At 63.5% G+C, this 20383-nt stretch carries 18 protein-coding genes; 10 read left to right on the top strand and 8 right to left on the bottom strand.

What is annotated here, in order from left to right; translation table 11 throughout:
* Window positions 1-175 precede the first annotated feature (175 nt).
* Together RBA41_RS25900 and RBA41_RS25895 are read left to right on the top strand one after the other, a co-directional pair.
* On the top strand, window positions 176-1252 hold the full coding sequence (locus tag RBA41_RS25900; RefSeq protein ID WP_306627135.1) for a hypothetical protein: 1077 nt from the start codon (window positions 176-178) through the stop codon (window positions 1250-1252).
* Window positions 1233-1523, top strand: a complete 291-nt coding sequence (locus RBA41_RS25895; protein ID WP_306627134.1) for a hypothetical protein — start codon at window positions 1233-1235, stop codon at window positions 1521-1523. The genes RBA41_RS25900 and RBA41_RS25895 overlap by 20 nt, the downstream gene beginning before the upstream one ends.
* A 28-nt stretch (window positions 1524-1551) precedes the next feature.
* Here the strand turns inward: RBA41_RS25895 and RBA41_RS33510 are convergent, their stop codons facing one another.
* From RBA41_RS33510 to RBA41_RS25885, 3 genes are all read right to left on the bottom strand, one after another.
* Entirely contained in the window at window positions 1552-2094 is a 543-nt protein-coding gene (locus RBA41_RS33510; RefSeq protein ID WP_374709598.1) for a transposase, read from the bottom strand.
* A gap of 182 nt (window positions 2095-2276) precedes the next feature.
* Entirely contained in the window at window positions 2277-2873 is a 597-nt protein-coding gene (locus RBA41_RS25890) for a hypothetical protein (protein WP_306627132.1), read from the bottom strand.
* Between the two features lie 104 nt (window positions 2874-2977).
* Window positions 2978-3256 carry a hypothetical protein gene (locus RBA41_RS25885; RefSeq protein ID WP_306627130.1) on the bottom strand — a complete coding sequence of 93 codons (279 nt, stop codon included), beginning with the start codon at window positions 3254-3256 and terminating at the stop codon, window positions 2978-2980.
* 344 nt (window positions 3257-3600) lie between these two features.
* Here RBA41_RS25885 and modA point away from each other — a divergent pair, with 344 nt between their 5' ends.
* The 5 genes from modA to RBA41_RS25860 all read left to right on the top strand — a co-directional run bounded on the left by modA (window position 3601) and on the right by RBA41_RS25860 (window position 8650).
* A complete protein-coding gene (modA, locus tag RBA41_RS25880) occupies window positions 3601-4344 on the top strand; it encodes a molybdate ABC transporter substrate-binding protein (protein ID WP_306627129.1) in 744 nt (247 codons plus the stop codon).
* Between the two features lie 6 nt (window positions 4345-4350).
* Window positions 4351-5025 carry a molybdate ABC transporter permease subunit gene (modB, locus tag RBA41_RS25875; protein WP_306627128.1) on the top strand — a complete coding sequence of 225 codons (675 nt, stop codon included), beginning with the start codon at window positions 4351-4353 and terminating at the stop codon, window positions 5023-5025.
* A gap of 20 nt (window positions 5026-5045) precedes the next feature.
* The gene (modC, locus tag RBA41_RS25870; RefSeq protein WP_306627187.1) at window positions 5046-6116 is read left to right on the top strand and encodes a molybdenum ABC transporter ATP-binding protein; all 1071 of its coding nucleotides are present in this window, start codon (window positions 5046-5048) and stop codon (window positions 6114-6116) included.
* A 6-nt stretch (window positions 6117-6122) separates the two neighbouring features.
* Window positions 6123-6509: a winged helix-turn-helix domain-containing protein gene (locus tag RBA41_RS25865; RefSeq protein ID WP_306627127.1), complete on the top strand. Its 387-nt coding sequence runs from the start codon at window positions 6123-6125 to the stop codon at window positions 6507-6509.
* A gap of 164 nt (window positions 6510-6673) precedes the next feature.
* On the top strand, window positions 6674-8650 hold the full coding sequence (locus RBA41_RS25860) for a helicase-related protein (protein ID WP_306627126.1): 1977 nt from the start codon (window positions 6674-6676) through the stop codon (window positions 8648-8650).
* A 155-nt stretch (window positions 8651-8805) separates the two neighbouring features.
* Here the strand turns inward: RBA41_RS25860 and RBA41_RS25855 are convergent, their stop codons facing one another.
* A complete protein-coding gene (locus tag RBA41_RS25855) occupies window positions 8806-9312 on the bottom strand; it encodes a KGG domain-containing protein (protein ID WP_374709597.1) in 507 nt (168 codons plus the stop codon).
* Window positions 9313-9712: 400 nt separating this feature from the next.
* Here RBA41_RS25855 and RBA41_RS25850 point away from each other — a divergent pair, with 400 nt between their 5' ends.
* On the top strand, window positions 9713-11809 hold the full coding sequence (locus RBA41_RS25850; protein ID WP_306627125.1) for a carbohydrate-binding protein: 2097 nt from the start codon (window positions 9713-9715) through the stop codon (window positions 11807-11809).
* A gap of 189 nt (window positions 11810-11998) precedes the next feature.
* On the opposite strand, the gene RBA41_RS25845 is transcribed toward RBA41_RS25850, so the two are convergent.
* Window positions 11999-12499 (bottom strand): hemerythrin domain-containing protein, encoded by a 501-nt coding sequence (locus RBA41_RS25845; protein ID WP_306627124.1) that lies wholly within the window; start codon window positions 12497-12499, stop codon window positions 11999-12001.
* Between the two features lie 270 nt (window positions 12500-12769).
* On the opposite strand from RBA41_RS25845, the gene RBA41_RS25840 reads away from it, so the two are divergent.
* Complete coding sequence (locus tag RBA41_RS25840) at window positions 12770-15220, top strand: penicillin-binding protein 1A (RefSeq protein ID WP_306627123.1); 2451 nt, start codon at window positions 12770-12772, stop codon at window positions 15218-15220.
* A gap of 130 nt (window positions 15221-15350) precedes the next feature.
* Entirely contained in the window at window positions 15351-16694 is a 1344-nt protein-coding gene (locus RBA41_RS25835) for a trypsin-like peptidase domain-containing protein (protein WP_306627122.1), read from the top strand.
* 164 nt (window positions 16695-16858) lie between these two features.
* Here RBA41_RS25835 and eutC read toward each other — a convergent pair whose 3' ends face one another.
* The 3 genes from eutC to RBA41_RS25820 all read right to left on the bottom strand — a co-directional run bounded on the left by eutC (window position 16859) and on the right by RBA41_RS25820 (window position 20313).
* Entirely contained in the window at window positions 16859-17653 is a 795-nt protein-coding gene (eutC, locus tag RBA41_RS25830) for an ethanolamine ammonia-lyase subunit EutC (protein ID WP_306627120.1), read from the bottom strand.
* Complete coding sequence (locus RBA41_RS25825; RefSeq protein ID WP_306627183.1) at window positions 17650-19020, bottom strand: ethanolamine ammonia-lyase subunit EutB; 1371 nt, start codon at window positions 19018-19020, stop codon at window positions 17650-17652. The genes eutC and RBA41_RS25825 overlap by 4 nt, the downstream gene beginning before the upstream one ends.
* Window positions 19021-19095: 75 nt before the next feature.
* The gene (locus tag RBA41_RS25820) at window positions 19096-20313 is read right to left on the bottom strand and encodes a metal-dependent hydrolase (protein ID WP_306627118.1); all 1218 of its coding nucleotides are present in this window, start codon (window positions 20311-20313) and stop codon (window positions 19096-19098) included.
* Between the last annotated feature and the right edge of the window lie 70 nt (window positions 20314-20383).

Below are 20383 nucleotides of genomic sequence, written 5' to 3'. Positions count from 1 at the left end.
CGTAAAATGATTGCCCATGTGCGGTCGCCGCGAGCAGTTCGAAGTGCCCGCTGCAACCCTTACGACTGTCTAAACAAAGCCAGTTTTCCATTGTTATTTCATCAATGAGATGTATCGGCACGGCTGCTTTCTCTTCAGTGGCGTATGCTACGATGGAGAACATAATGAGAACTCTATGATAGAACCGGACCGAGCATTAACGTTTCATATCGAGGGCCCGCTAACCGACGCGCATACGCTGCCGGCGAACGTCCTCGTGCAGATCTTGGAGAATGCTCAGCGGACATTTGATCTGATTGGAATGCAAGTCGAGGGTAAAACCGTGAAGGCGAGAGCCAGGCTAGCAAAGTCCAGTGCTGAAAAGTTTCAGCTGATTTGCCAATTGCCTGTGCATGGATGCTATGCAATGCCAGTTGTCATCGGCGGCGGATCCACTGATCTTTTTGCCCCGGAACAAGCCGCTGCTGCAACGCAAGTCTTTAAAGATTTGATGGTTTGTATCCAAAGGCAGGACCGCGATAGGATGGCGAATGTCATTCCCGACGGCAGTATCAGAAAGCGTGTATTAGAAAGTATCAAGGGAATGCTGCCCCAGTTTGGGTCCGGATGGCGACTCGATGTACGCGACTCGACGGGTGTTAGTGTCGCCAGTGTAGGGGATTGGAGCGCCTCGTTCATTGATGAGCTTACGGTTCCGGCTGAGGAGTTGGCCGCTGCTCAGACGGTAACAGGCCAACTAAGAAACATCGATTTTGCAGCGCGTAAGCTGACCATTCTCTACCCTGTAACCGGTCGTGAGATGGACTGCTTTTATCCCGAGGAATTAGAAGATCTCTTGTTCAAGAATCGTCGCGACTTTCTCCAGGTTACTGGCATGATGATCCTTGACGATAGCGGAGTTCCCAAGGCTATTGATGATGTCACGGATATCCGGGAGGTAGACTTGTCACCTTTCTCTTTCAGCCGACTGACGCGTGAGACGCTTGTGCTAAGCGCAAAGCTGCCGTTGAAGTTTGTGCCGGTACTGGACGAGAGTCACCAGTATATTTGCTTGCGCGACGAGAGCCTTGGGATTGAAGTATTCGCCGAGACTCGACAGAAAGTTGCAGTAGAACTTGATGAGCAGATTGCAATGCTCTGGTTGGAATATGCACTTGCGGACAATGATTCCTTGGATCAAATGGCGCAAGGGCTGAAGCAACGGCTCTTACTAACCTTTGAAGGAGTAATCCATGCCGCGCAAACGGGTTGATGTGGAAAAGAGCCTGCTGAACAAGGGCTTTAGAGGTCGGGAAGGCGATCATCACTACTTCAATTATTTCAATACGCAAGGCAAGAAAACGGCTGTCTTCACCAAGACTAGCCACAGCCACACCGAGATCTCAACCGGATTGATATCCCTGATGGCGAAGCAATGCAAGGTCCCAAAACAAACCTTTGAACAGCTGGTGGACTGTCCTTTGTCTCAGCTCCAATATGAAGGTCTCTTGATTGACGGCGGGCATGTAAGCCCGCTTTCCTGAGGACGCTGAGCCTTATCGAGCTGAACGATCAGTTCTTTTGGCCATTTTCACATGCTAATCGGACCATACTATTTTTGCCTTGAGGTCGACAAGAGCGAGGAACAACTCGAAGATGGCGACCCCACGGCGACATTATGCAAAGCTCGGCTTCAAAGCCATGAAGGGGACGCCTTTCATGTTTAGGCTGGCCGCCTGCACCCTGCCAAAACCGGCAGACCTGGTGCGCATGGGGGAAACGTAACAAACGACGAAATTGTAAACGGATCGATAAACGAAGCCGTAGACGTTGCTGCGGCGTTTTTACCTGGGTGTCAATCGTTGCTCGTTCCGATGGACAGCGGTGGCAGGGGTACCTTCGGGTATGCTGCTGTGCTTTCGTGGCGGTTTGACGTGGGTCGCATCCAGCGCACACCATCCCAATCGATATCCCGGACGCTTCGGCAAGCGCTTGCATTACCTTGAGCAAGTGTTGCAAAGTGCCATTGCTCGACCAGCGCACAAACCTGGCGTAGCAGCTCTGCCACGGGCCATGGTGCGGTGGAATGTCGCGCCAGGGCGCGCCAGTTTTCAAGCGTCACAAGAGATCCCATTGGTTACGTGACGATGCTCGACATACGCATGGCCATGATGTGGATCTGGCGGAAAATACGGCTCCAGGTGCCGCCATTGCTGTTCAGTTAGGTCAGTTCGGCTCATCGCCTTATGACCTACCAATCGAAATTTCGTTCACTCATTCGGATGGCTACTAGGCGTTCACAGCATCAGCTGGTGCTTGCGCAGGATGGCGCCGATGTGTTCGCGGTCGCGGGCGACGATCTCGTACAGTTTCTTGTAATGATCGTTGCTCCAGAACGTGAGCAGGCGGTCGTGCTCGGCCTTGCCCAGCACCCGTTCCACGCCGTCGAGCTCCAGGAAGATCACCAGCAAATGTTCCTGCGACGCGGCCAGGCTGTCGGCGCCGTCCGGATAGCCGACCGGCAGGGCAGGGTAGCGCTTCCTGATCTCGCGCAGTGCCTGGCGCGTCTGGCGCGGATGCTTCGACAGCCACCAGTGCATCTGCTCGTGGATGAAGGTCGACACGAGCGCGCCGTCGTCGTTGTAGTGCCTGGTGTGCAGGGTCAGCACCGGATGGCTGTGCGGAATCGTTTTTTCGTCGACGAGGATCTTGTCGGTCTGGATCCACGTACTCAGGTCATGGGCGGCCGTCAGGCGTTCGAGCTGTTTCTGCAGGTCCTGCTCGTGCGCGCTGCCATGCTTGAGGGAGATGTTCAGGCCGGCGGCGGAGGCGGGCAGGGCCAGCGCCGTGGCGATCAGGAGGGCGACGATGCTGCGTACGGGTGAAGTCGGCATAAGGCTCCGCAAAAGTTAGCCCGCCGCGAACCGGCAGGAAGACGCGCGATCGCGCGCCTTCGCATCCTGCCATACGCTTGCAAACTTGCCAAGCTTTCTTGGGGCTAGAACTCTTCCCAGACATCCTCGCCGCTGGTGGCCGGTGCGGGCTCTCTGGCGGGGGCGCGTTGGGCCGCCGGCAAGCTCTGGCGCGGCGCCGCCGGACGCACCGATGGTGGCGGGGCGGACGTGCGGGCGACGGGGGCGGGGCGCACCGTGGCGGCGCCATCGCATTTGAACACGCTGACCACTTCGGCCAGCTGCACGGCCTGTTCCTGCATGGAAGCCGACGCTGCCGCTGCCTGCTCGACCAGCGCCGCGTTCTGCTGGGTCGCCTCGTCCATCTGGGTAATCGCCCGGTTGACCTGTTCGATGCCGGCGCCCTGTTTACAGGCGCGTGCCGATTTTCATGTCAGACAGTGTCATCAGAGGTCCCTTGTAAAAGTGAAACATCGCTATCGCTGGGATCATGGCCATGCGTTTCCGCTCGCCATCGCCGCAGTCATTATGCGTTTTGCGCAGTCGCCACCCGGCGAAAATTCACATTTGGTCGTATATGCGCCACATTTGAATCGCCCGCTTGCGCGAGCCTCTGAGGTTCCACTTTGCCCTGGCTCATCTTGTGCGTCGTATATAATCGGATATAGCGCTGTTTGCGGCGCATTCGATTCCCGACCGGAGTTCCTGCATGAAACGATTTGCCAGCGTCTGGCTCGCATTGATGGTGGCGGGCATGGCCCGCGCCGAGGACGTGCACGTGGCCGTGGCCGCCAATTTCAGCGCGCCGATGAAAGACATCAGCGCCCGCTTCGAGCGCGACACCGGCCACAAGGTGCTTGCGACCATCGGCGCGACCGGCAGGTTTTATGCCCAGATCAAGAATGGCGCGCCGTTCGAGGTGCTGCTCGCGGCCGATGACGAGACCCCGGCCCGCCTCGACAAGGAGGGCAGCGCTGTCGCCGAAACCCGCTTTACCTACGCCATCGGCAAGCTGGTGCTGTGGAGCGCGCAAGCCGGCCTGGTCGACCCGCAGGGACAGGTCCTCACGCAAGGCCGGTTCGCCCATCTGGCCATCGCCAACCCCAAGCTGGCGCCGTATGGCGCGGCCGCCATGCAGACCCTGGGCAAGCTCGGCTTGCAGGAGCGCCTGACGCCGCGCCTGGTGCAGGGTGACAGCATTGGCCAGACCCATCAATTCGTCGTCTCCGGCGCCGCCACGCTCGGGTTTGTCGCCATGTCGCAGGTGTACGGCGGCGGCAAGCTGCAATCGGGATCGGCGTGGCTCGTGCCGACCGGCATGTACACACCCATCCGGCAAGATGCCGTGCTGCTGGAGCGGGGCAAGGGCAAGCCGGCCGCGCTCGCCTTCTTGCGCTATCTCAAGAGCGAGCCGGCGCGCGCGGTGATTCGTTCCTACGGCTACGATCTGTAGGGCCGCATGCTGAGCGCTGACGACTGGGGCGCCGTCTGGCTGACCCTGAAACTGGCGACCACGGTCACCGTGCTGCTGCTGTTGCTGGGCACGCCCGTCGCATGGTGGCTGGCGCATACACGCTCGCGCGCCAGGAGCGTGGTCGGCGCCGTGGTTGCGCTGCCGCTGGTGCTGCCGCCGTCCGTGCTCGGGTTTTACCTGCTGATTGCCATGGGGCCGGACGGCCCGCTCGGGCATCTGACGCAGTGGCTCGGGCTGGGTTTGTTGCCGTTCACGTTTTCCGGGCTTGTGATCGGCTCGCTGCTGTACTCGATGCCCTTTGTCATCCAGCCGCTGCAAAATGCCTTCGAGGCCATCGGTCCGCGTCCGCTGGAAGTGGCCGCCACCTTGCGCGCCAGTCCGCTCGACACCTTCTTTTCGGTGGTGCTGCCGCTGGCCCGGCCCGGCTTCATCACCGCCGCCACGCTCGGCTTCGCCCACACGGTCGGGGAATTCGGTGTCGTGATGATGATTGGCGGGAACATTCCGCAGCAGACGCGGGTAGTGGCGGTCCAGATTTACGGCCATGTCGAAGCGATTGAATATGCCCAGGCGCACTGGTTGTCCGGGGGGATGCTGGTGATCAGCTTTATCGCCCTGTTCCTGCTGTACCGGTTCAATCCGACGCGGAGGACATTGTGACCGCCGCTTCCACGATCCGCATGCGTTTCGACATCCGGCGCAGCGGCTTCGCCATGCAGGTCCAGCTCGACTTGCCGGGGCGTGGCGTGAGCGCGCTGTTCGGCCATTCCGGTTCCGGCAAAACCACCTTGCTGCGCGCGATTGCCGGGCTGGAGCGCCATGCGGGCGGCTACCTCGAAGTCAACGGCCGGCTGTGGCAGGACGATGCGGCCGGCGTGTTCGTGCCCACGCACCAGCGCGCGCTCGGTTATGTATTCCAGGAAGCGAGCCTGTTCGCGCATTTGTCGGTCCAGGGCAATCTCGATTTTGCCCGCCAGCGCGCCCGCGCCGCCGGTGGCGACAAGGTGATGGCGCACGCGGTGGCACTGCTTGGCATCGGCCATCTGCTGGAGCGGCGGCCGGATGGCTTGTCCGGCGGCGAGCGCCAGCGCGTGGCGATCGCGCGCGCCATGCTCACGGCCCCGCAACTGCTGCTGATGGATGAACCGCTGGCCTCGCTCGACGGGCGGCGCAAGGACGAAGTGCTGCCCTATCTGGAGCGGGTGCAGGCCGAGCTGGCCATCCCGATGCTGTACGTGAGCCACTCGACCCACGAAGTGGCGCGCCTGGCCGACCACATCGTGCTGCTCGACGGCGGGCGGGTGGTGGCCAGCGGGCCGGCGGCCGATACCTTGGTCCGGCCCGAGGTGACGCGTGCCATGCAGGACGATGCCGGGGCGCTGGTGGACGCCGTGGTCGAGACCGTCGACGCTGACTACGGCCTGTTGTGCCTGAAAGCGGCGGGCGGCGCCATGTACATTACGCACGCGGCGCTGGCGCCCGGCACGCGGCTGCGGCTGCGGGTGCTGGCGCGCGACGTCAGCGTGACCTTGCTGGCGCAGGCGGGCAGCTCGATCCTCAACCAGCTGCGGGCGACGGTCGCCCAGATGACCCCCGGCAACGATCCAGCCCATGTCATGGTGCGGCTCGATGCGGGCGGCACGCAGCTGCTGGCGCGCATCACGCGGCGCTCGCGCGACCAGCTGGGGCTGGAGGTGGGGATGCAGGTGTGGGCCCAGGTCAAGGCAGCGGCGCTGCTCTCGGGCGGCTGAGGCGCGATGAACGATCGGAACGACGACAGGGCGGGGCAGGTGGACGCGGGCATCGACGTCAAGGTACGGCTGCTGCAGGGTGGCGAGATTGCGATGGGACCGGGCAAGGCCGACCTGCTCGACGCGATTGCGCGGACCGGATCGATCAGTGCGGCGGCGCGGGCGATGGGCATGTCGTACCGGCGCGCGTGGCTGCTGGTGGACGTGATGAACCGCAGCTTTGGCGCGCCGCTGGTGCGCAGCGCGGCTGGCGGCAGCCAGGGCGGCGGCGCCAGCGTGACCGGGATGGGCCAGGAAGTGCTGACCCACTACCGCGCCATGCAAGCGGCCGCCAGCGCCGCCACCGCACCGTACGCCGCCGCCCTCACCAAACTCCTGCGCCCCGACGATTAATTTCCTAACCGGGGTCAGACCTCCGATTAGAAATAAAAGTGTTTCGATTCGGAGGTCTGACCCCGGTTAGGAAACACATGTGCTGATGCAGGCATTGGAACTACGCAACAGGCGCAGACGCGATATAGTTGACGTTCATCGCCTATACAACTTGACCCGTACCAATGACAGCATCCTTAACTCAGCAATTGCCTCCTTCCACCACCGACGATAGCGACGACGATGCCCTCATCGCCGAACTGGGCTTCGAGCATCAACAGGTGCGCCTGGTGAAGATGGAGGGCCGGGTGTTCCTGCAATTTTCCGGCGAGGTCGATGAAGGCGGCCTGAACGTGCCTTATCACCTTGTCCCAGCCCAGGGCGTGCTGGCCAAGCCGGGCAAGTGGCGCAAGATGGATCAGGAGACCAAGCGCGCCCTGCTGCGTGAACGGGTCACTCCGCGCGCCATCGATGACCTGCACCAGAGCGTGCGCGTGTTCGTGCGCGATATTTCCGGCGAGTGCGAGGACCATAACCTCGATGCCGCCACCTTCCTCGGCCCGCTGTTCGAGGTCGATACGTCCGAGCCGGCCAGCTATCTGTTCGAGCGCATCGAGCAGCGCGTCGCCCACGCCGTCGAGCGCGCCCAGGAGGAACGTCATGCCGAGCGCACCCGCGCCAGCATCAACCTGGCCGAGTATCCCGATTCCTTCGAGGTGGCGCGCCGCCTGCCGCGCAAGTTCATCGCCTTGCTCGGCCCGACCAATTCCGGCAAGACGCACCGCGCGATGGAAGCGCTGGCCAAGGCCAAAAGCGGGGTCTATCTGGCGCCGCTGCGCCTGCTGGCGCTGGAAAACTTCGAGCGCCTGCAAAGCGCGCGCCCGCACGGCAAACCGCTGGCGGTCAGCCTGGTCACGGGCGAGGAGCGCCGCATTGCGGACGATGCCACCCACGTGGCCAGCACGGTCGAAATGCTCGATACCCGCACTCCGGTCGAGGTTGCCATCATCGATGAAATCCAGATGCTGGCCGACCGCGACCGCGGCTCGGCCTGGACCGCGGCCGTCTGCGGCGCGCCGGCCTCGGTGGTCTACCTGGTCGGCGCGCCGGAAGCGCGGCGCGCGATCGAAGCGCTGGCCGAGCGCCTCGAATGCCCGCTTGAAGTGCACTTGCTCAAGCGCATGGCGCCGTTGTCGATGGAGCCCAGCGCGGTGCGCAAGTTGCGCAACCTCAAGCGCGGCGATGCGGTGATCTGCTTTTCGCGGCGCGAGGTGCTGATGTGGCGCGACATGATCACGGAAATGGGCTTGTCGGTGGCGACCGTGTACGGCAACCTGGCGCCCGAGGTGCGGCGCGCCCAGGCCGAACGCTTCCGCGAGGGCAAGGCCGATATCGTGGTCGGCACCGATGCGCTGGCCATGGGCCTGAACATGCCGATCGAGCGCATCGTGATGACCACCAGCGTCAAGTACAACGGCGTGGAGGAAGAGGAAATTTCGGCCTCGCTGGCGCGCCAGATCGCCGGCCGCGCGGGCCGCTACGGCGTGCACGAGGAGGGCAAGGTGGCCGGTTACGATGACGAGACGCACGAGGTCATGCGCGCGCTGCTCAAGGAAAAGCTGGCACCGCTCAACGCCACCGGTTTTTCGGTCGCGCCATCGCTCGAGCATCTGCACCGGATCGCGGCCGTGACCGGCGAAACGTCGCTGGTGCGCCTGCTCAGGCGCTTCGTCCACAATATCGATGTGCCGGACGGCTTTTTTTATCCGCGCATTACCGAGGAGCAGGCCGAGCGCGCCGTATGGCTCGATACCTTGCCGCTGTCGGTGGCCGAGAAATTCATGCTGTCGCTGGTGCCGGTGTCGACCAAGGTGCCGTCCCTGCAGCGCGCCTGGGAAATGTGGGCGCAGTCGCTGGCGAAGAAAAAAATCTGCAAGCTGCACGAGGATACGGGTCAGCAAGCCTGGCAGAACCTGCAGGAGGTGGAGGATAGCTGCCGCTTGTATTCGGCGTACGCCTGGCTGGCTTACCGCGCGCCGGACTTCTTTCCCAGTGTCGCGCTGGCGCAGGAACTGGCGCGCAGCGCGTCGGAGCGGGTCGATTCGATCCTGCAGTCGCAAAATGCGGCGGCCCGCAAGCGCCACGACAAGAAGTTCCGATAAGCGCCGGCGGCGCCATTGTTATTGGCGTGATTGGCGCGTTCGCTTCGCCCGCACCAGTTACCGTCGCTGGGATGATCGGTACAATGACGATAGCCTGCACGAGGCAGGCTATCGTCTTGCACTACCCCGCGTGAACGGGGCAGGGTGCGGCTAGCTTATTTGGAGCCCTTGCTGCCCGAGCTGGAGCCCGAACCGGAACCGGAACCGGAGCCCGATTTTGAACCGCCCGAGCTGGCATTGTTGGCGCCGCCCGATTTGCCGCCCGAGGACGAATCGTCGTCCGAGGAACCGCTTTGCTTGTTGCCGCCGCGCGAGGAGCCGCTGTCCGAATCGCTCTGCTTGTTGCTGCCGGAGCCGCTTTGCTGGTTGCCGCCGCCGCTGTGGCTCAGCTTGCCTGCTTCGCGGGCTTCTTCGGAGGTGAACTCATGGGCATTGCCGGATGCGTGGGCTGCGCGGCCGCCTTCGGCTGCGATCGCGCGCTGCTGCTCGGGATCCATCGAGGCAAAGCCGCGGTTGCTGGTGTCGCTCTGGTTGTTACCCTGGCCGCCCTTGCTGCCGCTTTGCGTGCCGCTGTCCGACTGGTTGTTACCTTTGTTGCCACCTTGATTGTTGCCGCCTTGGTTGTTGTTCGATGCCATGATGATTTCTCCTAATGTTTTCATTAAAGGAACTGCAAGAACGTCCTTGTTTCCGCTGTCGTACTTGTGTGTTCGTCAGCGAGTAGAGACATCTTAGGTCAGCGGGCCGAGCATTAGAGTAGGAGCACTCGCAACTGTCGTGTAGGACTAAAGTAAGCAGAGTCCGCCGGGATTGGCTGACCAAATTTGTCGCCGGAAAGTCATCTGTATCCGCACAAACTTTCCCCGCAGCGCAGCCATGCTGGCGCCACTTCAAGCGAAGTTTCCCTATAGCTCTTTATATTTACGTTGACGCCGCATGGCGAAGTCCATACTATCGACTGCACGGTATGGGAACGTTTCCATATCGAGTAGCGTAATCCTTGTCTTCCCCGGCAGCACGGCCTGGAACCGGGCTGCTTCTTAAAACAACAGGAGACTTTCCATGGAACCTACCCTTCACAGGGACTTGAGAATCGGGCTGCCGAGATTGGCCTGCGCCGTGGCCGGCGCCTTGTTCAGCGCGGCGTGCGCTGCACAGACGGCCTTGCCCGGCAAACTCGAAGCGGAGAGCTATGCGTCGATGCAGGGCGTGGCCACCGAAGCGACGTCGGACGCGGGCGGCGGCGCCAACGTGGGCTGGATCGAGACCAACGACTGGATGAACTATTCGGTCAATCCGGCCACCAGCGGCTGGTACACGGTGCAGTACCGGGTGGCCTCGGGAGGCAGCAGCGGCCAGCTGGTGCTGAGCCAGAACGCCAAGGACATCAGCGAGGCGGTGGGCGTGCCCAACACCGGCGGCTGGCAGACCTGGTCGACCATCAGTTCGCGCGTGTTCCTCAATGCCGGACCGCAGAACCTGGCCGTGTTCGCCAAGGGAGGCGGATTCAACCTGAACTGGATCAATTTCACCGCCGAGAACACCCCGGTCGCCCTGCCGGCGATCCGCCAGAACGGACGCTACTGGGTCGACAGCAGCGGCAAGCGCGTCAATCTGCGCGGCGTCAACCTGGGCAACTGGCTGCAGATGGAGTTCTGGATGCTGAACAACAGCATGTCGACCGGCAGCGGGCCGGTCAACGACCAGTGCACGCTCGAAGGCACGCTGGCGGGGCGCTTCGGCAATGCGGAGAAGGAACGCCTGATGGGGGTGTACCGCGACAGCTGGATCACCACGCGCGACTTCGACCTGATCAAGGGCATGGGCATGAACGTGATCCGCGTGCCGTTCTACTTCAGTCTGGTGGAAAACGAATACAGCCCTTACAAGCTGCGCGCGGACGCCTGGAAGCATCTCGATTTCGCCATCAACGAGGCGGAAAAACGCGGCATGTACGTGATCCTCGACCTGCACGGCACTGTCGGCGGCCAGGCCGGGGAGAAGGAGCAGCACGATGGCTGCATCGGCCCGGCGCAGCTGTGGTCGAACGCGGCCTACCGCGACCGCACCAAGTGGCTGTGGGACAAGATCGCCGAGCGCTACCGGGGCCGCAACGCCGTGGCCGCCTACGACTTGCTGAACGAGCCGTGGGGGACGGACGCGACCACCCTGGCCAATTACGCCTACGAACTGTTCAACGTGGTGCGCGCGAAAGACCCGAACCACGTGATCCTGCTGCCAGGCCACAACAGCGGCATCGATGCCTACGGCAATCCGAACACGCGCGGCCTGACCAACGTGGCGTTCTGGATGCACTTCTATCCCGGCCTGTGGGGCTGGAACGAAGTGCAGGGCGCCGCCAACCAGGCCAATATGCACGCCAACTGGCTGCACTGCAATCCCAACGGCACGGGCGAGAGCTGCGACTGGAACGCCAGGCTCACCGGCTTGAACACGCCCTTCCTGATCGGCGAATTCCAGCCCTGGACCTTGCTGGGCAGCTACGGCGGACAGATCACCCGCAAGACCTACGATGCCTACAATATGTACGGCTGGGCGGCGACCAACTGGGCGTACAAGAACGTGACCTATGGCGGCTCGAATGGCGATACCAATTCCTGGGGCTGGGGCATGGTGACCAACAGCAGCAATGGCGGCGCGATGGGAAGCCTGAACGTCAGCACGGCGTCGAGCGCGCAGATCGAAAGCTATTTCCGCGCTTTCGCCACGCAGCCGCTGGTGCGCAATGAAAGCATCGCGTACTGGATGAACTGGAAACCGGAAGTGGGTGCGCGCATCGAGGCGGAAATGTTCACCACGCACAGCGGCATGCGCATGGAAACGACGACCGACGCGGGCGGCGGATTCAATGTGAGCAATATCGATAACAATGACTGGATGAGCTATCCGATCAATGTGCCCAGGGCCGGGTGGTACAAGCTGCAGTTCCGGGTTGCCAGCATCTACAACGGTGGGCAATTCGCATTGAGCAAGAACGGCAGCGACCTGGCCACGGTGACCGTGCCCAATACCGGTGGATGGCAGAACTGGCAGACGGTGACGGGGCGGGCGTATCTGGAAGCCGGTCAGCAGGACCTGGCGATTTACGCGCGCGTTGGCGGCTGGAACATGAACTGGCTGCAGATGAACGCGGAGTAGGGTGGTTTGAGGCGCGCCGGAAAACGATCCGGCGCGCTTTTTTACCTTTTGCACCTGCATTGCCGTTCGCGCGTGGGCGGCACCCGGCACGAACGGCAACAACGCAAACGATTCCCCGACAACCCGCGCGTGCGCCAGCGGGCTATGGAGGAACCGTGTGCTATCCCGCCTCAGCGGGGAGAATCCGACTTATACCGTGATCTGCGCCTTGCGCTCGGCAATCTGCTGCCCCAGCGCTTCCAGATCCAGGCCGGCATCGCGCGCCTTGGGAAACATCTCGTTTTCTTCTTCCTCGACGTGATGCTCGATCATCTCGGACAGCACTTTTACCTTGGCATCGAACAGCTCTTCGGTCGCTTCCATTTCCATGATCTGCGCGATCAGGTCTTTGGCTGATGCGTGCTCGACAGTTGCTTCGTCCACCAGATCTTCATTCTTCTTGGTCGCGGCGCGCACTGCTGGGTAGAAAATTTCTTCTTCGGCCGTCGCGTGCTTGCTCAGTTCGGTGCAGATTTGCATGGCCAGTTTTTTCTTCGTTGCATGAGCACGGTCGCCCAGGCCTTCAAACTGCTCGAACATCTGCTTGACGTTCTCGTGGTCTTCGGTCAGCAGCGCAATCGCATCCTGGGCTTCCTGGCCGCCTGGCATTGACTTGGGCGTATTACGGGTGGTCGACGATGAGGTTCTCATAATGTGCTCCTGATATTTTCTGTGGTAACTATTGCGCTACCGGGTGGCTGGGATATTTCCTGGCTGCCTGTCTTGTAGCAGAAAGGTCATGATAGGCGGGCTCAGTAATGCAGGGAGTAGGCGCACTGGCAACCGTCGCGTAGGACAAAACCACCTCGGTCTATCAGGAACCATGCTCGTGTGTTCCGGACCCTCCGATCGATGCGTGCGGCCCCATCCCCTCGGATATACTGTCAGGCAAGTTAATGACTATTAAGCAAGGAAATAAGCGTGGGTGAAGAACGCAATCTGGCAGGACGGCTGAAACAGGGCCTGCGCGCCGCAGGCGAGCAGCTTGGCCGCGGCCGCGCGTACCTGATGGCGCAGCCGCTGTATAAACGCATCGGACTGACGCTGCTGTGGTGTATTGGCGCACCCTTGGCGCTGCTGCTGGCGTGGGTGCTGATCCTGATTCCATTCACCCCGGGCGTGGCCGACCTGAAGCAGGCGCGCGCAGCCAAGGCGTCGATCCTGGTCTCGGCCGACGGCAAGGAGCTGGCCAGCTTTGAAGAGGGTTTGCAGGAACGCGTAACCCTGGCGCAGATTTCACCCCACATGATCGCCGCGCTGATCGCCACCGAGGATCACCGCTTCAAGGACCACCACGGTATCGATTACAAGCGCACCCTGGCCTCGGTTGTTTACACGCTCGGCGGCGACCCCCAGGGCGGCTCGACCATTACCCAGCAGCTGGCGCGCAATATGTTCCCGGAAGAGATAGGCCGCTCGCGTAACCTCAACCGCAAGCTCAAGGAAATGATTACGGCAGTCAAGATCGAATCGGCCTACAACAAGGACGAGATCCTGGAAGCCTATCTGAACACGGTGCCTTTCCTGTACAACACCTTCGGCATCGAAATGGCGGCGCGCACGTATTTCGACACCAGCGCTGCCAAGCTCGATATTCTGGAAAGCGCCACCCTGGTGGGCATGCTCAAGGGGACCAACTACTACAATCCCGTGAGCAATCCCCAGCGTTCGGTGCAGCGCCGCAACGTGGTGCTGGCCCAGATGCGCAAGCACGGCATGCTCGACGAGAAGCGCTACGAGAGCCTGCGCACAATGCCGCTGCGCGTCTCCTTCTCGCGCCAGGCCGAGCGCAGCCCGACCGACACCCACTTCACCGCCTATGTGCGCAAGTGGCTGATCGAATGGGCCGACAAGAACGACTACAACGTGCAGCGCGATGGCCTGGTGGTGCACACCACGCTCGACTACGCCCTGCAGGAAGCGGCCATGAAGGCCGTCGAGCGCCAGGGCAATGCCTTGCAGATCATTGCCGACGTCGAATGGTCGCAGCCTGGCAGCGGCGGTTCCGGCTCGGCCGGTGCCTACGCCGGCATGCACGGATCGATCACGCCGTTCGAGTATTTCTGGCGCTCCAAAGGGACGCTGGTCAACGCCTTCATCCGCGAAACGCCCGAGTACAAGAAAGCCATCGAAAGCGGCGACACCGGACCTGTGGCACTCAAGCGGCTCAAGTCGGACCGCGCCTTCATCGCACGCTTGCGCGCCGCCAAGACGCGCCTGGAAACCGGCTTTGTGGCGATGGATCCGGATAGCGGCCACATCAAGGCATGGATCGGCAGCCGCGACTTTCATAAGGAACAGTACGACCACGTGGTGCAGGCCGCGCGCCAGCCCGGCTCGACCTTCAAGCCGATCGTCTACGGCGCCGCGCTGGAAAAAGGCTTCGCGCCGAACCGTCCGTACCGCGACGCGGTGATGAACATCAAGGCGGGCGACGGCACCATCTGGCGCCCGACCGACATGAGCGGTTCGAGCGGCAACCAGATGACCATGCACGATGGCCTGGTGTTTTCCAAAAATACCATTACCGCCCAGGTGATGCAGGATGTCGGGCTGCCCGGCATCATCAAGCTGGCGCGCGACCTCGGCATCCGCGAGAGCAAGCTGGAAAAGGTACCCTCGCTGGCGCTGGGCACCAGTCCGGTGACCCTGCTGGAAATGGTCAACGCCTACAGCAGCATCGCGGCCCAGGGGCAGTACCGCAAACCTGTGTTCGTCACCAAGATCACGGACCGGGCGGGCAAGGTGGTGGCGCATTTCGGCGAACCGGTGTCGGAGCAGGCGATGACGGCGGAAAACGCGGCCAGCCTGATCGACATGATGCGCGGCGTGATCAACCGCGGTACGGGCACGGCGATCCGCTATCGCTTCGGCATCAATGGCGACGTTGCCGGCAAGACTGGCACCACCCAGAAGAATGCCGATGGCTGGTTCATCATGATGCACCCCAAACTGGTGGCCGGCGCCTGGGTCGGCTTCAACGACAACCGCGTCACCATGCGCAGCAATTACTGGGGGCAAGGGGGCCACAATGCAATCCTGGTGGTCGGCGACTTCTTCAAGGCGGCGATTGCCGATGGGAAGGTCGATGCCGCTGCGGTGTTCGCGGGCGGACGTCGCCCGGCGCCGGTGGTGCAGGAAGAAGATCCGGGCGATATCGGCGAAGAAGCGGGCGAAATGCAGCAAGAAGGCGTGTCGCCTCCGCCTCCGCCGCCGACCGATCCGGACGACATGGAAGAGGAGGGAGAAGAGCCGATGACGGGCGATCGCGCCGATCCATCGTCCGGCCAGCTGCCCTTGCCGATACCCATGCCGCCGTCCGCGCCGCCACCCGAATCCGATTCCGGTGCGCCGCCGTCCCAGCGCGAATAAGAAAATGGCCAGCGGGCAAGTGATGCCCGCTGTGTCGCGGCGGCGACGAAGAAAAAGCAATATTTCCTCTCGGCTATGATAATGAGTGATATTTACGCTATCATCGACTTTTCCGCCGGAGACGCTGCACATGAAACGAACGCTGTACACCATTCTGGGTGTCGATCCCCTCGCCACTTCTGAAGAGATTGCCGCCGCGTACGCGCGCTTGCATGCGGCGTTCCAGAGTGGTTCGTACGATCGCAACGACTGGGTCCTGGTGCGCGAAGCCTATGCCGTGCTGTCGAACACCGACAAGCGCGCCATGTACGACCGCAGCCAGATCGCACCGCCGCTGACGCGCAGCGTCGAGCAGGCGCCCGCGCAGCAAGGTTTCAACCTCGACTGGCGCTATGGCCTGGCCGCCGGCCTGCTCGTGGCCGGGCTGGTGTATTTTGCCAAGGGCCGCCCACCGGCACCGGCGCCGGTCATTGCCACCCAGGGCGCCACCCAGGACGCCGCCCCGGTGCTGATGCAGGATAGCGGCGGGCGCGCCGATCCATTCGCCGCCCAGCCCCAGGCCGCGCAAGCGCCCGCTGGCGGCAGCTCGTCGGGCGCGATGGGCATGGAAGAGCTGTTCGCCAAACTGTCGCCGTATGTGGCGCGTATTAATATGTACCGGGGCAGCACCCAGACCGGCACCGGCAGCGGCGTGGCCCTCGGCGGCGACGCGATCATCACCAACTGCCACGTGGCGCTGGCCGGCACGCGCCTGCAGGTCAAGCTGGGGCAGGACAGCTACGAAGCGACCGTCGCCGTGGCCGACGAAGAACGCGACCTGTGCAAGCTCTCGGTCAAGGGCCTCAATGCCCCGCCAGTGGTGATCGGTGCGTCGAGCGACATGCGTACCGGCCAGCGCGTGATTGCCATTGGCGCTCCGCACGGGCTCGATTTGACGATCAGCGACGGCATCGTGTCGTCGCTGCGTCCGCTCGACGGCGGCACGCTGATCCAGACCACGGCGCCGGTCTCGCCCGGATCGAGCGGTGGCGGGCTGTTCGACAGTGCCGGCCGGCTGGTCGGGATCGTCACCTTCCAGATGCGTACCGGCCAGAATCTGAATTTTGCCGCGCCGGCCGAGTGGATCGGCAGCATGCGTTCGCGCAGCGGCAGCGGACTCATCGGCAAGATGAGCGCGGAACGCGCCCAGAGCGACCCGGCCCAGAGCGCGCGCAATGGCGACATGGTGGTGGGCCAGTGGCATTGCCACGATACGATCGGCGGGACCTCGGTGCTGATTTCCTTCCACGACGACCGCACGCTGGAAATGCGCTATGAGAACCGGGTCTCGCCAGGCCGCTGGATGTACCGCGACGGCCAGCTGGGGATTCAGTTTGCGAACGTGGCCGATACCATGCGGATGGAAGAACTGTCGCGCGACAAGATGATCCTCAAGTTCAACGTGGGTCAGCGGCTGGTCTGCGCGCGGCGTTAACATTCGTCGCTGGCGGCGGCCCCCTTTGCACCGTTGTTCCGTGCAGCGGCCGCCGGTCGCCATGTGAAACCGTGTGGCCGCGCGGCGCTTCAAGCGCCGCGCGAAGCCGGTTCCGCCAATGCCTGAGCCGACAGCGTTGAGGCAAAAGTCATCATCGCCACCCCTCAGCGCAGCAAAAAATTCCCTTTCCCTGCCGTAATCACCCCCTGATCCGCAACCGTATCGTCCTTGAGCAACACGCCTGACATTCCGCGCTGGCGCGCCTGCGCCAGCAGGTAATGCAACCGGTACGCCGCCTCGTCATAGCCCAGCCCGGCCGGCCGCACATTGGAAATGCAGTTGCGGTCGGCGTCGGTCAAGCCCACGCGCGGCGCCCAGCTCATGTAGATGCCCATGCTGTCCGGCGAACTGAGACCGGGCCGCTCGCCGATCAGCACGGCTACCGCGCGTGCGTTGAGCAATTGCCCGATTTCGTCACCGATGGCCACGCGCGCCTGGCTGGCGATCACCATCGGACCCACGCTCCATTGCTCCTGTTGCAGCCGCGCCAGCAGTAGCGCCAGGAACGGCTGCGCGTTCTGCTCGATGGCCAGCGCCGACAAGCCATCGCCGATGACCAGTGCCAGATCGCACGAGGCCGGCGCCGCGGCCATCAAGGCGGCACGCGACGGCGCATCGAGCACGCGGCCCAGGTCCGGACGCTGCAGGTAAGTGGCGCGGTCCGGGCAGGCACTGTGCACGGCGACGCAGGCGTGCCCGTTTCCGGACAATGCCGCCGCCAGCGCACCGGTATCGAGCGCCATGTGCACCGCGTCGCGCGCACGCGCATGCGCCAGCTGGAAATCGAGCTGCGCCGATGTCGGCACGCTCACGCCGCTGCGCCCGAGCGCGATGCGCGCCTGGGTCAGTCCCCGCAAGGCCTGCCAGGGGTTGGACAGCACATGTTTGGGTTGGTTCATAAGCGCAGCAAGGCTTGCTGAAAGGCCGGCGCCAGGGCGTCGGGCAGTTGCGCGGCGCCATCGCCGCAAAAGATCTGCATGCGGTGCAGCCAGGCTTCGAATTCGGGCGCGGCGCGCAAGCCCAGCACACGGCGCGCATACAGGGCGTCGTGAAAGGACGTGCTCTGGTAGTTGAGCATGATGTCGTCCGACCCCGGCACGCCCATCACGAAATTGCAGCCGGCCGCGCCGAGCATGGTCAGCAGCACGTCCATGTCGTCCTGGTCCGCTTCGGCATGGTTGGTGTAGCAAACGTCGCAGCCCATCGGCAAGCCGAGCAGCTTGGCGCAGAAGTGGTCTTCCAGCCCGGCACGGATGATCTGCTTGCCGTCGTACAGGTATTCGGGGCCGATGAAACCAACCACCGAGTTCACCAGCAGCGGCTTGAACGCGCGCGCCACCGCGTAGGCGCGCGCTTCGCAGCTCTGCTGGTCGACCCCGTGGTGGGCATTGGCCGACAGCGCGCTGCCCTGGCCGGTTTCAAAATACATGAGGTTGTCGCCCACCGTGCCGCGCCCCAGCGACAGGGCGGCGCTGCGCGCTTCGGCCAGTAGCGCCAGGTCGATGCCGAAGCCGCGGTTGGCGGCCTCGGTCCCGGCCACCGACTGGAACACCAGGTCGACCGGGGCGCCGCGGTTGATCGCCTCGATGGTGTTGGTGACGTGGGTCAGCACGCACGATTGGGTGGGGATCTGGTACTGGGCGATGACGGCGTCGAGCATGCCCACCAGCGTGACGACCTGGGCCACGTTGTCGGTGGCCGGGTTGATGCCGATCACGGCGTCGCCGCTGCCGTACATGAGGCCGTCGAGCATGCTGGCCGCGATGCCGGTGGCGTCGTCGGTCGGGTGGTTCGGCTGCAGGCGCGTGGCCATGCGGCCTTCCAGGCCGAGCGTGTTGCGAAAGGCCGTGACCACGCGGCATTTGCGCGCCACCAGCACCAGGTCCTGGATGCGCATGATTTTTGACACCGCGGCCGCCATCTCGGGCGTGATGCCGGGCGCGACCGCGGCCAGGGCGGCGCTGTCGGCCGCGTCGCTCAGCAGCCAGTTGCGCAGGTCGCCGACGGTCAGGTGCGCGATGGGCGCGAACGCGGCGCCATCGTGGCTGTCGACGATCAGGCGCGTGACTTCATCGTCTTCGTAGGGGATCAGGGGATTGTCGAGGATGGTGCGCAGCGGCAGGTCGGCCAGCGCCATCTGGGCGGCCACCCGTTCTTCGGCGCTGGCAGCGGCCACGCCTGCCAGCAGGTCGCCCGCGCGGGCCGGCGAGGCGCGTGCCATCAAGTCCTTGAGGTCGCGAAACGCATAGGTGCGCGGCCCGACCATGTGCGAAAACCGCTGTGTTGTCACGGGGATATCCGGCTGTGGTTAGCTTGGAAACAAGCATAGCACGGTCCCATGCTACAGCAGGTCCGCGCGCGGGTAGCCCCAGGCCGGCACGCCGGCGGGGCAGGGCTGGCCGTTGGCGTCATCGATGGGCAAGGTGGTGAAGTTGCCCGCCGGAGTGTTGCTGAAGCGGGCGTCGGACGCATTATCCGGACCCAGCGCGGGCATGCGCGCGAAGCGCAGCCAGGCGTCGAAGCGGCAGTTGCTGGTCTGCAGCGTGCGCAAGCGGGCCAGCGACGCCTCCTGGCTCCAGTTGATGACGAGCTGCACATTCGGGGCCCGCGTGCCTTCGGCGAGCGCGGCGGGACAGGCATCGAGCGCGAGCACGTTCGGCGCCACGCTGACCATGCCGCGCCGCAGCCGGTAAGTGCCGGCGACGGCGTCCCGCTCGGCCGACACGAAAATCCAGCATGCCGGGTTGGCGGGAAAGGCTGTCATGGCGGTGTCGAGCAGGGTGCTGGCCGGATCGAGCTGGCGCAGGTGGTCGGCCACGATGGTTTTGCCACGCTGCATCGCCGCACCCTGGATCGCCACGAAGCCGACGCCGCCCAGCAGCGCGGCGCACAAGGCCAGCTTGCCGCTCTTGCCGGCGCGCTGCTGCAGCATGGCGAGCACGGCGCCGAATGCCAGCAGGGCCGTGAGCGAACCCCAGTGCAGATAACCGCGCATGGTGAAGTAGCCGAGCACGGCGGCCAGAGCGCCCGGCAGCAGCCCACGCCAGACGCGGCTGCCCAATGTCATCGCCAGCGGCACGGCGCCGGCCACCCAGAACACCGGTTCGAGGATGAAGACCGCGTCGCCGTAGAACCAGCGCGCATCGAACGGATAAAACGGATGCACGCCGTACGAGTTCAGCGCATCCATTCCCAGATGCAGCAGGAAGCCGGCGCCGACGGCCGCGAGCAGGCCGGCGCGGGCCGGTTTGCTGGCGCGCAGCAGGGTGCGCGCGCCGGGCCACAGCATCCACAGCAGCGCGATCAGCAGCAGCGCCTGCGGCACTTCGTACAGCAGCGTGTGGGTGTGGCCGCGGTGATGCAGCAGGTAGCCCAGCGGCTGGGGCAAGAGCCCGGTGAGCACCAGGTCGAGGTCGGGAAAATTGCTGGCGGCCCAGCACGAAACGAGCATCAGGCGGCGCCGGGTGCGCTGGCGGGCCGGATCGGCTTCGGCCGGCAAAGTACGGTGAACCAGTTCGCCGACGGCCAGTCCAACCAACGAGTGACTTAAATTATCCATGACGGCGATCTTACCGTGCCGGCATCGTTCATGCAGACGAGTTTGTTGCCGGTGGCGCCGCCATGGCGGG

The sequence above is a fragment of the Massilia scottii genome, from assembly GCF_030846495.1.
GTDB classification, from domain to species: Bacteria; Pseudomonadota; Gammaproteobacteria; order Burkholderiales; family Burkholderiaceae_D; genus Telluria_A; species Telluria_A violaceinigra.
Note: the sequence above shows the minus strand (reverse complement) of the source record. Positions and strands in the feature narration are given on the sequence as shown.

Coding starts and splice junctions, on each gene's coding strand:
- RBA41_RS25885 (WP_306627130.1), bottom strand. CDS start 3,256: ATGGACGAGGCGACCCAGCAGAACGCGGCGCTGGTCGAGCAGGCAGCG.
- RBA41_RS25855 (WP_374709597.1), bottom strand. CDS start 9,312: ATGAAAACATTAGGAGAAATCATCATGGCATCGAACAACAACCAAGGC.
- RBA41_RS25845 (WP_306627124.1), bottom strand. CDS start 12,499: ATGAGAACCTCATCGTCGACCACCCGTAATACGCCCAAGTCAATGCCA.
- eutC (WP_306627120.1), bottom strand. CDS start 17,653: ATGAACCAACCCAAACATGTGCTGTCCAACCCCTGGCAGGCCTTGCGG.
- modC (WP_306627187.1), top strand. CDS start 5,046: ATGCGTTTCGACATCCGGCGCAGCGGCTTCGCCATGCAGGTCCAGCTC.
- RBA41_RS25850 (WP_306627125.1), top strand. CDS start 9,713: ATGGAACCTACCCTTCACAGGGACTTGAGAATCGGGCTGCCGAGATTG.
- RBA41_RS25895 (WP_306627134.1), top strand. CDS start 1,233: ATGCCGCGCAAACGGGTTGATGTGGAAAAGAGCCTGCTGAACAAGGGC.
- RBA41_RS25860 (WP_306627126.1), top strand. CDS start 6,674: ATGACAGCATCCTTAACTCAGCAATTGCCTCCTTCCACCACCGACGAT.
- RBA41_RS25865 (WP_306627127.1), top strand. CDS start 6,123: ATGAACGATCGGAACGACGACAGGGCGGGGCAGGTGGACGCGGGCATC.
- RBA41_RS25835 (WP_306627122.1), top strand. CDS start 15,351: ATGAAACGAACGCTGTACACCATTCTGGGTGTCGATCCCCTCGCCACT.
- RBA41_RS25825 (WP_306627183.1), bottom strand. CDS start 19,020: ATGGTCGGGCCGCGCACCTATGCGTTTCGCGACCTCAAGGACTTGATG.
- modB (WP_306627128.1), top strand. CDS start 4,351: ATGCTGAGCGCTGACGACTGGGGCGCCGTCTGGCTGACCCTGAAACTG.
- modA (WP_306627129.1), top strand. CDS start 3,601: ATGAAACGATTTGCCAGCGTCTGGCTCGCATTGATGGTGGCGGGCATG.
- RBA41_RS25890 (WP_306627132.1), bottom strand. CDS start 2,873: ATGCCGACTTCACCCGTACGCAGCATCGTCGCCCTCCTGATCGCCACG.
- RBA41_RS25820 (WP_306627118.1), bottom strand. CDS start 20,313: ATGGATAATTTAAGTCACTCGTTGGTTGGACTGGCCGTCGGCGAACTG.
- RBA41_RS25900 (WP_306627135.1), top strand. CDS start 176: ATGATAGAACCGGACCGAGCATTAACGTTTCATATCGAGGGCCCGCTA.